Genomic DNA, 13,746 nt, shown 5'->3' on the forward strand with positions numbered 1-13,746 from the left:
TTCGTTTGCGTCAGGAGGCAGAATACACAAAAACGAACGATCGTTCAATTAACAGAACGACCGATGTAGTGGGCGTAAACCCGAGGTCTAGGCGTGGCCGGTTTTCGTATCGCCGGTATGCGCGGCTTCGTCGAACGGACAGTCTTCGATGCCGAGCGCCGTCGGCAGCACATGCGCGCGGAACTGCTCGCGCAGCTTGAGCTTTTGCAGCTTGCCCGTCGCCGTGTGCGGCAAATCGTCGACGAACACGACGTCGTCGGGAATCCACCATTTGGCGAGCTTGCCTTCGTAGAACGCGAGCAGTTCTTCGCGCGTCACGTCGGCGTCGGGACGCCGGACGACGACGAGCAGCGGCCGCTCCGTCCATTTCGGATGCGCGCACGCGATGCACGCGGCCTCCGCGACGGCGGGATGCGCGACCGCGACGTTTTCGACGTCGATCGAACTGATCCACTCGCCGCCCGACTTGATCACGTCCTTGCTGCGGTCGGTGATGTTGAGGAAGCTGTCCTTGTCGATCGTCGCGACGTCGCCCGTCGGGAACCAGCCGTCGACGAGCGGCGACGCATCGCCGCGAAAATACCGGTCGATCACCCACGGCCCGCGCACGTGCAGATCGCCGAACGCGACGCCGTCCCACGGCAACTCGCGCCCGTCGTCGCCGACGATCTTCATGTCGACGCCGTACATCACGTGGCCCTGCTTTTCGCGTAGCTTGCGCTGCTCGTCGGGCGAACGCTGCGACTGTTCCCACGTGAGTTTCGACAACGTGCCGAGCGGCGACATCTCCGTCATGCCCCACGCGTGGATCACCTCGACGCCGTAGGTTTCGCGGAACATCCTGATCATCGCTGGCGGACACGCGGACCCGCCGATCACCGTGCGTTCCAGCGACGAAAACTTCACGCCAGCCTCGCGCATGTGATTGAGCAGGCCGAGCCACACGGTCGGCACGCCCGCCGAATACGTGACGCGCTCCGCTTCCATCAGTTCGTACAGCGACTTGCCGTCGAGATCCTTGCCCGGAAACACGAGCTTCGCGCCCGTCAGCGGCGCCGAATGCGGAATGCCCCACGCGTTCACATGAAACATCGGCACGACGGGCAGCACGGAATCGCGTGCGGACAGACCCATCGCATCCGGCAGCGACGCGCCGAACGCATGCAGCACCGTCGAGCGATGCGAGTACAACGCGCCCTTCGGATGACCCGTCGTGCCCGACGTATAGCAAAGGTTGGACGCGCAACGTTCGTCGATGGCAGGCCAATCGAAGTCGCCGTCGTGCTGCGCGAGCAGCGCTTCGTAGCTCGATACCGCCGTCGACATCCGCGGCATGTGCGCTTCGTCCGTCATCGCGATCCAGCCGCGCACGTTCGGGCACTGCGCCGCCAGCACGTCGACGAGCGGCGCGAACGTGATATCAAACAGGACATAGCGGTCGTCGGCGTGATTGACGATGTAGGCGATCTGATCGGGAAAGAGCCGCGGATTGATCGTGTGGCACACGGCGCCGAAGCCCGTCGTGCCGTAGTACGTTTCCAGATGCCGGTAGCCGTTCCAGGCGAGCGTGCCGATCCGGTCGCCTGCTTCGACGCCGAGCGCGATCAGCGCCTGCGCAAGCTGCTTTGCGCGCCGCTCGCAATCGCGATACGTGTAACGATGCACGTCGCCCTCGATGCGCTTCGACACGATCTCCGTCGTGCCGAAGTGGCGTGACGCATGTGCCAGCAGCGAAGAAACCGTCAGCGGCACGTCCATCATCTGTCCAAAGAGCGGCGTCGTCATACGCAGGTGTCTCCCAGTCGTGTTGGTTCTTCTCGTTCGCGGTTCGAGTGGCTCGTTCGATGCCCCGCTATGCGCGGCAGATGCGCGCCCTGCAGCGCGGCGGGGGCGGAATTACAATATCGGTTAATAATGAGGCGCTCAATATGTCGTTTTCCCCATGCAATGCAGGGTTATCCGGTCCCATGTCGACGGCGGCAGGCGCTATCGACAACCAGCGTGAAGGCAGCTTCGCCGCGCTCGGGAACGTCTTTCTGACACGCCTGCCAGCGGCGCCGTTACCAGCGCCGTATGTCGTCGGTTTCGCGCCGGATGTCGCATCGATGCTCGGTTTCGATGCGTCGCTCGTGAATGCGCCGGGCTTTGCCGAGTTCTTCGCCGGCAACACGACGCGCGACTGGCCGTCGACGTCGATGTCGTATGCATCCGTGTATTCGGGGCATCAGTTCGGCGTGTGGGCGGGCCAGCTCGGCGACGGACGCGCGCTGACGCTCGGCGAAGTCGAGCACGACGGCCAGCGCTTCGAGCTGCAGCTCAAAGGCGGCGGACGCACGCCCTACTCGCGCATGGGCGACGGCCGCGCGGTGCTGCGTTCGTCGATCCGCGAATATCTGTGTTCGGAAGCCATGCACCACCTCGGCATTCCGACGACGCGCGCGCTGTGCGTAATCGGCTCCGATCAACCCGTGCGCCGCGAAGAAATGGAAACGGCTGCCGTGGTAACGCGCGTGTCGCCGAGCTTCGTGCGCTTCGGGCACTTCGAGCATTTCTACGCGAACGATCGCGTCGATGCGCTGCGCTCGCTGGCGGATCACGTGATCGAGCGTTTCTATCCGGCGTGCCGCGAGGCCGAAGATCCGTACCTTGCGCTGCTGAACGAAGCCGTGTTGTCGACGGCCGATCTGATCGCGCAATGGCAGGCAGTCGGCTTCTGCCACGGCGTGATGAACACGGACAACATGTCGATTCTCGGCCTCACGATCGACTACGGTCCGTTCGGCTTCATGGACGGCTTCGACGCGAATCACATCTGCAACCACTCGGATTCGCAAGGGCGTTACGCGTACCGGATGCAGCCGCAGATCGCGTACTGGAACCTCTTCTGTCTCGCGCAAGGTTTGCTGCCGCTTTTGGGCGAGCGATACGGCGAGACCGAGCGCAGCGAACGCGCGGTGAAGGACGCGCAACGCGTGCTCGAAGGCTTCAAGGGACGCTTCGCGCCCGCGCTCGAAGCGCGCATGCGCGCGAAGCTCGGCCTCGAAACGGAACGCGAAGGCGACGACGCGCTCGCCAACAAACTGTTCGAGATCATGCACGCGAACCGCGCCGACTTCACGCTGACGTTCCGCAATCTGGCGAAACTGTCGAAACACGACGCGAGCAACGATGCGCCCGTGCGCGACCTGTTTCTCGACCGCGCCGCGTTCGATGCGTGGGCGAACGCCTACCGGGCGCGCCTGTCGCACGAAACACGCGACGACACCGCGCGTGCCGAAGCGATGAATCGCGTGAATCCGAAGTACGTGCTGCGCAATCACCTCGCCGAGGCGGCGATCCGGCAGGCGAAGGAGAAGGATTTCTCCGAAGTCGAACGCCTCGCGACAGTGCTGCGCCGTCCGTTCGATGAACAGCCCGAGTACGAAGCGTATGCGGGCTTGCCGCCCGACTGGGCGTCGTCACTCGAAGTGAGCTGCTCGTCGTAAGCCTGTGGCCGCCCGCGCGAGGTTCGCATGATCTCGCGCAGGCGGGCTCGCGCGACTGCGGCTACCCGCCTGCGCTACAATTCGAGCCCAGATAGCATCGCGTGCGGCGTGAGTTTCATGCCGGTGTGCGCCGCAGATCAGCGCCTGCCGGACGAATCGGCCAGGCGTTGTCCGCCAGGCGCGCCGCGTTGCGCGACACGATCACAGACAGCGCGCTCGATGCGCCCAACACTCTCCGGATTCCCAAGCCGACAATGAAATTCCTGTTCGATCTGTTTCCGATCATCCTGTTCTTCGTCGCGTACAAGGTGTGGGGCATTTTCACGGCGACGGCCGTCGCAATCGCCGCCACGCTCGTGCAGATCGCGTGGGTCGCGTTCCGGCACCGCAAGGTCGACCCGATGCTGTGGGTGAGCCTCGGCGTGGTCACCGTGTTCGGCGGCGCGACGCTCGTGCTGCACAACGACACCTTCATCAAATGGAAGCCGACCGTGCTGTACTGGGCGTTTTCCGTCGCGCTGGTGGTTTCCGCGCTCGCATTCAACAAGAACCTGATCGAAGCGATGATGGGCAAGCAGATCCAGCTGCCGCACCGCATCTGGGGTCAGCTGAACTACGTGTGGGCCGTGTTTTTCGTGCTGCTCGGCATCCTCAATCTGTTCGTCGCGTATAACTTTTCGACGGACGCGTGGGTCAATTTCAAGCTGTTCGGCGCGACGGGTTGCCTCGTCGTGTTTATCGTCGGACAGAGTTTGTGGCTTTCGAAGTACATGAAGGAAGAGTGACATGAGCGACGACGTTTTCCTTCAAGCGAGTCCCGCCGAGCGCATTGCGCTGATCGAGGCGCGCATCACGGCGGCGCTCGCACCCGTCGATTCGATCACCGTGCGCGACGACAGCGCCTTGCATGCGGGTCATGCGGGCGCATCGGCGGGCGGCCACTACGCAGTGACGATCGTGGCAGGCGCCTTTGCCGGCAAGGCCCGCGTGGCGCGGCACCGCATGGTGTATGATGCGCTGGCCGATGCCATGCAGCGCGGCATTCACGCTCTCGCCATCACGGCTTACACGCCAGAAGAATTCAATTTGCAGTCCCGTTAGGAAACTTCCGATGACCTTGAAAAACACCCGCTACTGGGTTTTGCTGGCTGCATTCGCGGCCGCGCCTGCTTTCGCACAGAACATCGCCGTCGTGAACGGCACGCCGATTCCGAAGTCGCGCGCCGATGCGCTGGTTGCTCAACTCGTGCAACAGGGTCAACAGGATTCGCCGAAGCTGCAACAGGCTGTTCGTGAAGAACTCGTGAACCGCGAAATCCTGATGCAGGAAGCGATCCGCGAAGGCATTCCTTCGAAGCCGGACGTCAAGGCGCAAGTCGCTGTCGCACAGCAGACCGTGGTGCTGCGCGCGCTGATCGAGAACTATCTGAAGAAGAACCAGCCGTCGGATGCCGAAGTGAAGGCGAAGTATGACGAGTTGGTGAAGCAGATTGGCGGCAAGGAATATCACTTGCACCACATCCTCGTCGAGAACGAGCAGCAGGCGAAGGATCTGATCGCGAAGATCAAGGGCGGCGCGAGCTTCGAAGACCTCGCGAAGCAGTTCTCGAAGGATCCGGGTTCGGGCAAGAATGGTGGCGACCTCGACTGGTCGGATCCCAAGGCTTACGTGCCTGAGTTTGCGGCTGCCGCCGAGAAGCTGCAGAAAGGCCAGATGACGGATGAGCCGGTGCATACGCAGTTTGGCTGGCACATCATTCGCGTCGATGATGTGCGGCAGACGCCGCCGCCGCCTTTTGAGCAGGTGAAGGCTCAGATTGCGCAGCAGATGCAGCAGGAGAAGCTGCAAGCCTTTGAAGAGGACCTTCGGTCTAAGGCTAAGGTTCAGTGATTCTGGAATTTGGTTTGGTTTGAAGGAGGCCGCCTTCGGGCGGCTTTTTTGTTTTTGGTTCTGGCTGGGCCGGTCGCATTTTTATCGCTGGCATCCGCGAATTCGTATCGGTGCTTCAAGCGTTGCCCCTGTGCGGGGCGGCACCTACTTTTCTTTGCAGCGGCAAAGAAAAGTAGGCAAAAGAAAGCCGCTTTTGAACCTCCGGTGCCGGCCAGGATAACGCTACGGCACACGTTCTTTGAGCTGTCGCACAGCGACGTCCGCACTCCGTAGAAAGCCCGCAGTCAGGCGCGCGCGGCGCGAAAGATGACATCCACCTGGAGCACATTCGGTCGGCGTGTTTTTGTGTGTTTGCCGTGGTTTGATTGGGCGGTATGTGCTTCGAACTGTGTGTGGGGGGCGCCGTGCGCGGTTGACTGCGGGCTTTCTACGGAGTGCGGACGTCGCTGCGCGATAGCTCAACTGCGGCGTGCCGCAGCGCTATCCTGGCAGGCACCGGAGGTTCAAAAGCGGCTTTCTTTTGCCTACTTTTCTTTGCCGCTGCAAAGAAAAGTAGGTGCCGCCCCGCACAGGGGCAACGCATGAAGCACAGAAAGCAAAACGCGGACGCCAGCGATAGAAAAACCGCTCACAGCCCGCGCAGGCTGCAAAAAACCTAACCCTTATCCAAGAAACTTCCGAGCATTCTGAAACACTCGCATCCACGGACTGCCGTCCGTCGCAGAGTCCTTCCAGGCCTCCGGAGTCCAGCTCATCTGCACATTACGATGTACGCGCTCGGTGTGCGGCATCAACACAGTAAAACGCCCATCAGGCGTAGTCACAGACGTAATCCCAGCCGGCGAGCCATTAGGATTAAACGGATACTGCTCCGTGGGCTGCCCACGATGATCGACATACCTCATCGCGACGGCAACCCGCGCCGCATCGCCCTGCTGCGAGAAGTCAGCAAAACCCTCGCCGTGCGCAACAGCAACCGGAATCCGCGATCCTTCCATGCCCGCAAAGAAGATCGACGGCGACGACTGCACTTCGACCAGCGAGAAGCGCGCTTCAAATTTCTCCGACTTGTTACGCGTGAACTTCGGCCACGCATCCGCGCCAGGAATCATCGATGCAAGGCTGCTCATCATCTGGCAGCCGTTGCAGATGCCGAGCGCGAACGTGTCGTTGCGACCAAAGAACGCGGCAAACATGTCGGCCAGTTGCGAATTGAAGCGAATCGTCTTCGCCCAGCCCTCGCCTGCACCCAGCACGTCGCCATACGAGAAGCCGCCGCACGCGACCGCGCCTGCAAAATCGGCGAGCGTCGCGCGGCCCGACAGCAGGTCGCTCATGTGAACGTCATGTGCATCGAAGCCCGCGCGGTCGAACGCGTACGCAGTTTCAAGGTGTGAATTCACGCCCTGCTCGCGCAGGATCGCCACGCGCGGACGCGCGCCCTTGCCGATGAACGGCGCGGCAACGTCTTCGACAGGATCGAACGACAGATGCGGCTGAATGCCCGGATCGCCCGCGTCGAGCAGCGCGTCGAATTCGGCGTCGGCGCAAGCCGGGTTGTCGCGCAGACGCGCGATACGCCAGCTCACCTCGCTCCACGTGCGATGCAGTTCGGCACGCGGCGCGTCGAAAATCTTCTTCGCGTCGCGATAGATTTCGATCATGTCGTTCGCGTTCGTCTTGCCGATCACATGCGAGCACGCCGACAGACCATGGTCGCGCAACGCGGCGAGCACAGCGTCGCGGTCCGTGGCACGCACCTGCACCACCGCGCCGAGTTCCTCGTTGAAGAGCGCACGGATCGTGCGGTCTTCGCGACGGCCGCTCGTCTGCTTCGCCCAGTCCTTCGCGTCGCCGTAATCGAATTCGTGATCGGGATCGAGCGTCAGCATGTCGACGTTCAGCGACACGCCCACGTGACCCGCAAACGCCATTTCGCAGACCGTCGCCCACAAGCCGCCGTCCGAGCGGTCGTGATACGCGAGCAGCTTGCCGTCCGCGTTAAGAGTCTGGATCGCCGTGAAGAAGCGCTTCAGGTCTTCGGGATCGTCGACGTCGGGCACTGTATCGCCGACCTGCTGTGTCACCTGCGCCAGAATGCTGCCGCCCAGACGCTGCTTGCCGCGGCCGAGGTCGATTGCGATCAGCACCGTTTCGCCCGCTTCCTTCGTGCCCAGCAGTTGCGGCGTCAGATGACGGCGCACGTCCTCGACGGGCGCGAACGCCGAAATGATCAGCGACACGGGCGCGACTACTTCCTTCTCCACGCTGCCGTCCGCCCACTTCGTACGCATCGACAGCGAATCCTTGCCGACGGGAATGCCGATACCGAGCGCCGGGCACAATTCCATGCCGATCGCCTTCACCGTGTCGTACAGCGCCGCGTCTTCGCCCGGGCTGCCGCACGCGGCCATCCAGTTCGCCGACAGCTTGAGCTTGTCGAGCGACGCGATAGGCGCCGACGCAATGTTCGTCACCGCTTCGCCCACGGCCATGCGGCCCGACGCAGGCGCGTCGATGACGGCGAGCGGCGTGCGCTCGGCCATCGTCATCGCTTCGCCGCGGAAGCCCGCGTAATCGACCGTCGTGATCGCGCAGTCGGCGACGGGCACCTGCCACGGGCCGACCATCTGGTCGCGCGCCGTCGTGCCGCCCACCGAGCGGTCGCCGATCGTTATCAGGAACGACTTGCTCGCGACCGTCGGATGACGCAGCACGCTGACGGCAGCCTCGTGCAGCGCGATGTGCGTGACGTCGACGGGTTGCAGCGGTGTCGATGCTCGCTTCACATCGCGATGCATGCGCGGCGGCTTGCCGAGCAGCACGTCCATCGGCATGTCGACGGGCTGGTGCGCGTCGTCGTTCGTCTTGTCGGCGTCGATCAGTTGCAGCTGACGTTCAGCCGTGGCGGTGCCGACTACTGCGAACGGGCAGCGCTCGCGTTCGCAGATCGCCGCGAATTCTTCGAGACGCGACGGCGGAATGGCCAGCACATAGCGCTCTTGCGCTTCGTTCGACCAGATTTCACGCGGCGACAGGCCGCTCTCTTCGAGCTGCACCTTGCGCAGTTCGAACAGCGCGCCCTTGTCCGCGCCATCGACGAGTTCGGGGAACGCGTTCGACAAACCGCCCGCGCCGACGTCGTGAATGCTCAGGATAGGATTACCTTCGCCCAGCTGCCAGCACGAGTTGATCACTTCCTGCGCGCGCCGCTCGATTTCCGGATTGCCGCGCTGCACGGAATCGAAGTCGAGTTCGGCCGTGTTGGTGCCCGTCGCCATCGAGCTTGCCGCGCCGCCGCCCATGCCGATACGCATGCCCGGACCGCCGATCTGGATCAGCAGCGAACCGGCAGGCAGATCGTGCTTGTGCGTGTGCTGGTCGGACACGTTGCCGAGACCGCCCGCGATCATGATCGGCTTGTGATAGCCGCGCACGCGGCCCGCGACGTTCTGCTCGTAAGTGCGGAAGTAGCCGCCGAGGTTCGGCCGGCCGAATTCGTTGTTGAACGCGGCGCCACCAAGCGGCCCGTCGATCATGATCTGCAGCGGCGACGCGATACGGTCCGGACGGCCATACGTGTCGAATTGATCCGCGGCATTGCGATGGCCGACGGGCTGATTCGTGTCGCGCGCGTTTTCCCAAGTCTCACGCGCGTCCGGCAGTTCGAGATTCGACACCGTGAAGCCCGTCAGACCCGCCTTCGGACGTGCGCCGCGGCCCGTCGCGCCTTCGTCGCGGATTTCGCCGCCCGCGCCTGTAGCCGCGCCCGGGAACGGCGAGATGGCCGTCGGGTGGTTGTGCGTCTCCACCTTCATCAGCGTGTGCGTCAACTCGGTGTGACGGCCATAGCGTTCACCCGGCTCGTCCGCGTTCGCTGGCTTGCGCGGGAACCAGCGCTCGGCCATGCCGCCCTGCATGATCGACGAGTTGTCCGAGTACGCGACGATCGTACCCTGCGGATTGAACTTTTCCGTGTTGCGGATCATGTTGAACAGCGACATGTCCTGCGCTTCGCCGTCGATCGTCCAGCTCGCGTTGAAAATCTTGTGGCGGCAGTGCTCGCTGTTGGCCTGCGCGAACATCATCAGTTCGACGTCGGTCGGATTACGTTCGAGCTTCGTGAAGGCGTCGACCAGATAGTCGATTTCGTCGTCGGCGAGCGCGAGGCCCAGTTCCGAGTTCGCCTTCTCCAGCGCCTTGCGGCCGTCCGTCAGCACGCCGACGGTTTGCAGCGGCTTCGCCGGCAGTTCGTCGAACAGATGCATCGCGTGATCGCGCGACGGCGCGACGCTTTCCGTCATCCGGTCATGCAGCGCGGCGACGACAGCGGCGCGCGCCTCGTCCGACAGCGCCTTCTTGCCGCCGAGCAGACCGCCCTTCAGCACAACCGTGTATTCGACGCCGCGCTCGATGCGGCGCACGTGCGTGAGGCCGCAATGGAGCGCGATGTCCGTGGCCTTGCTCGCCCACGGCGACACCGTGCCGAAGCGCGGCACGACGAGGAAGGTCTCGACGGCGCCCTTGTCCTTGCCCGCGTCGAACGGATCGCCGTAGTGCATCAGCGCTTCGATTTTTGCGCTGTCTTCCGTGGAAAGCGGCGTCTGCGAGTTCACGAAGTGCAGATACTGGCCGCGCACGCCGACGATGCTGGCGTCGATGCGCGACAACGTATCGAGCAGACGGGTTTGACGGAAATCGGAAAGGGCCGAAGCGCCGGGGAAACACGAGAAGTGGGCCATGAACTTGACGTTGCGTCGATCGGTTGCGTCGCTGGGTGCCGCGCGCGATTGCTTCTGCAACTTGAGCAACCGCTCGGACAGTCGCGCGTGGAGGCGACGTGAGGCGTAAGGAAGTCCAAGATTATAACCCGGGAAGGCCCGGCAGACCTGGGCTGCATCCTCATGTGACGCGTCTTTTGCGCCTGCAGACGGCGGCCGGGCGTGCGTCCGCGCTTTCCCGCACCATTTCGAGACGCGGTTTTGGCCGGATGTGATAGGCGGTTCGCACGCTTTGTGCGCCTGGAAACCACCGCGCGCGACGGTACGAAACAGATTCTTTCCGCGCCGAACGGCCGTCTGCCGGGAGGCTCGTTTGGCTGCTATCATTCCGCCTTTCATCAGATCGGCGCAGCTTCGGCTGTCGCGCTGCGCCGCATGTCACGAAATACGCCTGGCCCCACGCGTGCCGCCGGCAATACGAATTAATCATGGATGTCATCGTCATTGGCGGCGGGATCGTCGGCGTCGCCACCGCCTATCAGCTTCGCGCGGCCGGTCATCGGGTGTGCGTCGTCGAACGGCACGCCACCGTCGCGCAAGGCGCCACCTACGGACACGGCGGCACGCTGCTGCCCACCCCGCTCGACGTCTGGTTCGGACCGACCTTCATGCAGCATCGCCAGGCGGCGAAGAGCGGCGTCATCAAAAAGACGGGCTTCAACGGGCCGGTGCGCGATTTCATCCGCAAGCTGTCGGTGCTCGCCGAACCCGAAGCCTTCCAGAAGCAATATGCGCTGCTGCGCCCGCTGATCGAATCGGCGCGCGAAACGCTTGCCGACATCGAACATCACTTCAATCTGGAGTTCGAGCAGACGAAGGGTCAGCTGTATCTGGTGCGCAGTCCGCAGGATTGGGAGCACACGCAGCCCGCGCTCGACCTGCTGCGGAAATTCGAAGTCCCGCATCATGTACTGAGCCCGCAGGAATGCCAGACCATCGAGCATTCGATTCCGCTCGAACCGCATTTCGCGGGCGGCGTGCTTTTCGACGACGAAGGTACGGCCAACTGCCCGCTGTTCGCGAAGCTGATCAAGCAGACGCTCGATTCGCAAGGCGGCGTGCAGTTCCAGTGCGGGCGCGAAGTGACAGGCATCCGGCTCGACAACCAGCGTGCCGCCGTCGAACTGGCGCCCGCGAATGGCGAGTCGTCGCGTTCGCGCGAAGTCGATGTGATCAGCGCGGATGCCGTGGTGGTCGCGGCGGGCGTCGGAAGCCTTTCGTTGCTGGAAAAGCTCGGTCTGACCTTGCCGCTGCATCCGCTGCGGCTGCATAACCTCGTCGCGCCCATCGCACGCGAGGAATTCGCACCGCATACCACGGTGATCGATGCCGTCAAGCGCATCACGATCACGCGCAGCAATCACCGGCTGCGTATCGCGGGCGGCGCCGTGCTGCAAAGCGCGGGCCAAACAAAGCAGCCGCTGCCGGAGCCGCTCACGAAGGAAGCGCTCGCGTTGCTCAGCCAGGCGACGCACGACTGGGTACCGGGCTCCGCGCGCATTTCCGCCGCGCTGCCGTGGGAAGGCGTGAAGCTGCTGTCGCCCGACGGCCTGCCCGTGACGGGCAATGCGCTGCATCCGCGGCTGTATGTGAACGCGGCGCACGGTCCCGTCGGCTGGGGCCTTGCCTGCGGCTCGGGCAAGCTGATTGCGAACCTCGTTTCCGGCGTGCCGTCGGAACTGCCGCCCGACACGATCGCGGCGCTTCGTCCCGAACGCTTCAACGCCTGATCGCGAGATGTCGGCATAGGACGGTCATTCGTCCTATGCCTTTGGCCGTACTGGTATCGGCATGGGCAATGCAACTACCATGGTCGTACCCTGTTGCTCTCGTACGCTGCCATGACCGATACCCCACTCTCGATTCCCTCGCTGCCGCCTCCGCAGGCCATTCTCATCAACCCGCACGACCGGCCGTTCACGCTGCTGAGCGTTGCCGAATTACGCGCGCTCGAAAAAAATGCCGAAGCAACGCTACCCGCTCACACGCTGATGGAACGGGCCGGGCAGGCAGGCGCGCGCTTCGTACTCGAACACATTGCGCACGACGGTGCGGCGGATCCCTACGAGCCGGTGTGGCTCGTCGCCGGGCCCGGCAACAATGGCGGCGACGCCCTCGTCGTTGCGGCGGAGCTTCGGCGTGCGGGCGTCGCGGTCGAAGTCTGCATGCCCGTCGAGGTGAAGCCTGACGATGCCCGCTGGGCACTCGCCGAAGCGCGTGCCGCAGGCGTGCCGATTTCGAACGTCGTGCCCGACTCGCTCGATAGTTACGGCTGGGTGGTCGACGGCATGTTCGGCATCGGGCTCGCGCGGCCGCTGGAAGGCGTGTTCGCGTCGATTGCAGGGAAGCTGTCGGCGCGCGCCGCGAAACGTGGGCGCGTGCTCGCGCTCGACGTGCCGAGCGGCCTCGACAGCGACACAGGCAACGTCGTCGACGGCGGCGTTGCCGTGCGCGCGACGAACACGGTCACCTTTATCGGCGCGAAACCTGGGCTATACATGGCATCGGGGCGCGATCTGGCAGGCGACGTGACGGTCGCGCCGATCGGCGTCGAAGGGCCGCGTCAGCCGATGGTGCGGTTGAACAGCCCCGCCCTGTTCGTTCCGTATTTCCCTTCACGCGATTACGCGACACACAAAGGCACGTTCGGCAGCATGGCCGTCGTGGGCGGCGACACAGGCATGTGCGGCGCGCCTATCCTTGCCGCGCGCGCGGCGTTGTACGCGGGCGCCGGCAAGGTCCATGTCGCGTTCCTCGGCGCAGGCAGCCCGCCGTACGATCCGCCGCACCCTGAGTTGATGCTCCATCCGCTCGACGAACTGCCGCTCGCCACGATGGACGCGTTGTCGATCGGCTGCGGTATGGGCAAGCGTGAGCGCGCCGTCGACGTGTTGCGCAACGTGCTGCCGCTGAACGTACCGAAACTGCTGGATGCCGACGCGCTGAATCTCGTCGCCGATCACGCCGAACTCGCCGCCGCCGTGAAGCAGCGCGGCGAGAGCGCCAACGATCCGTGCGTGCTGACGCCCCATCCGCTCGAAGCGGCACGCCTGCTCGGCACGGATGCGAAAAACGTGCAGCACGACCGGCTGACGGCGGCGCGCGAGCTTGCGGCGCGTTATGCATGCGTGGCCGTACTGAAAGGTACGGGCACCGTGATCGCGTCTCCCGACGGCCGTGTCGCCATCAACCCGACGGGCAATGCGGCGCTCGCGACGGGCGGTACGGGCGACGTGCTCGGCGGCCTGATCGGCGCGTTCCTCGGTCAAGGGCTGCCGCGCTACGAGGCGGCGCTCGCGGGCGTTTTTCTGCACGGTCTCGCAGCCGACATGCTCACCGGGCGCGGCAAAGGGCCAGCCGGTCTGACGGCGGGCGAACTCGCGCCGATGGTGCGCAAGCTGTTGAATCGGCTCGTGTATCCGCCGAGGGAGTGAAGGCCGGTCGTGCCGCACCGGACGTCCCGCTATCTGGCGCCCTGACCCATCTATCCCGGCTGTCATCCTGGCCCGCTATACTGGTTGACTGCGTCGCGAGTCCGTCCAACGGTCGCGACGCGAACTGCAGACGCCCGCTGACGGGGCACGCGACA

At 64.1% G+C, this 13,746-nt stretch carries 8 protein-coding genes; 6 read left to right on the forward strand and 2 right to left on the reverse strand.

Translation table 11 applies throughout. The annotated features are described in order from the left end of the window. Positions 1-87: 87 nt before the first annotated feature. Positions 88-1,785: a 3-(methylthio)propionyl-CoA ligase gene (locus tag QEN71_RS21895; protein WP_201652313.1), complete on the reverse strand. Its 1,698-nt coding sequence runs from the start codon at positions 1,783-1,785 to the stop codon at positions 88-90. Between the two features lie 143 nt (positions 1,786-1,928). Between QEN71_RS21895 and QEN71_RS21900 the strand changes: the two genes are divergently transcribed. From QEN71_RS21900 to QEN71_RS21915, 4 genes are all read left to right on the forward strand, one after another. Beyond that, a complete protein-coding gene (locus QEN71_RS21900) occupies positions 1,929-3,485 on the forward strand; it encodes a protein adenylyltransferase SelO (protein WP_201652310.1) in 1,557 nt (518 codons plus the stop codon). A 254-nt stretch (positions 3,486-3,739) separates the two neighbouring features. Then, positions 3,740-4,270 (forward strand): septation protein A, encoded by a 531-nt coding sequence (locus QEN71_RS21905; RefSeq protein ID WP_201652307.1) that lies wholly within the window; start codon positions 3,740-3,742, stop codon positions 4,268-4,270. 1 nt (position 4,271) lies between these two features. After that, the gene (locus tag QEN71_RS21910; protein ID WP_201652304.1) at positions 4,272-4,586 is read left to right on the forward strand and encodes a BolA family protein; all 315 of its coding nucleotides are present in this window, start codon (positions 4,272-4,274) and stop codon (positions 4,584-4,586) included. Between the two features lie 10 nt (positions 4,587-4,596). Next, entirely contained in the window at positions 4,597-5,376 is a 780-nt protein-coding gene (locus QEN71_RS21915) for a peptidylprolyl isomerase (RefSeq protein ID WP_201652301.1), read from the forward strand. Between the two features lie 662 nt (positions 5,377-6,038). Here QEN71_RS21915 and purL read toward each other — a convergent pair. Further along, positions 6,039-10,118, reverse strand: coding sequence for a phosphoribosylformylglycinamidine synthase (gene purL, locus QEN71_RS21920; RefSeq protein WP_201652298.1), 4,080 nt, complete (start codon positions 10,116-10,118; stop codon positions 6,039-6,041). A 467-nt stretch (positions 10,119-10,585) separates the two neighbouring features. Here purL and QEN71_RS21925 point away from each other — a divergent pair, with 467 nt between their 5' ends. After that, a complete protein-coding gene (locus QEN71_RS21925; protein ID WP_201652295.1) occupies positions 10,586-11,887 on the forward strand; it encodes an FAD-dependent oxidoreductase in 1,302 nt (433 codons plus the stop codon). 111 nt (positions 11,888-11,998) lie between these two features. After that, positions 11,999-13,591, forward strand: coding sequence for an NAD(P)H-hydrate dehydratase (locus QEN71_RS21930; protein ID WP_201652292.1), 1,593 nt, complete (start codon positions 11,999-12,001; stop codon positions 13,589-13,591). Positions 13,592-13,746: the final 155 nt, after the last annotated feature.

This window comes from Paraburkholderia sabiae (genome assembly GCF_030412785.1).
In the GTDB taxonomy this organism is placed as follows: Bacteria; Pseudomonadota; Gammaproteobacteria; order Burkholderiales; family Burkholderiaceae; genus Paraburkholderia; species Paraburkholderia sabiae.

Coding starts and splice junctions, on each gene's coding strand:
- QEN71_RS21895 (WP_201652313.1), bottom strand. CDS start 1,785: ATGACGACGCCGCTCTTTGGACAGATGATGGACGTGCCGCTGACGGTT.
- QEN71_RS21900 (WP_201652310.1), top strand. CDS start 1,929: ATGTCGTTTTCCCCATGCAATGCAGGGTTATCCGGTCCCATGTCGACG.
- QEN71_RS21905 (WP_201652307.1), top strand. CDS start 3,740: ATGAAATTCCTGTTCGATCTGTTTCCGATCATCCTGTTCTTCGTCGCG.
- QEN71_RS21910 (WP_201652304.1), top strand. CDS start 4,272: ATGAGCGACGACGTTTTCCTTCAAGCGAGTCCCGCCGAGCGCATTGCG.
- QEN71_RS21915 (WP_201652301.1), top strand. CDS start 4,597: ATGACCTTGAAAAACACCCGCTACTGGGTTTTGCTGGCTGCATTCGCG.
- purL (WP_201652298.1), bottom strand. CDS start 10,118: ATGGCCCACTTCTCGTGTTTCCCCGGCGCTTCGGCCCTTTCCGATTTC.
- QEN71_RS21925 (WP_201652295.1), top strand. CDS start 10,586: ATGGATGTCATCGTCATTGGCGGCGGGATCGTCGGCGTCGCCACCGCC.
- QEN71_RS21930 (WP_201652292.1), top strand. CDS start 11,999: ATGACCGATACCCCACTCTCGATTCCCTCGCTGCCGCCTCCGCAGGCC.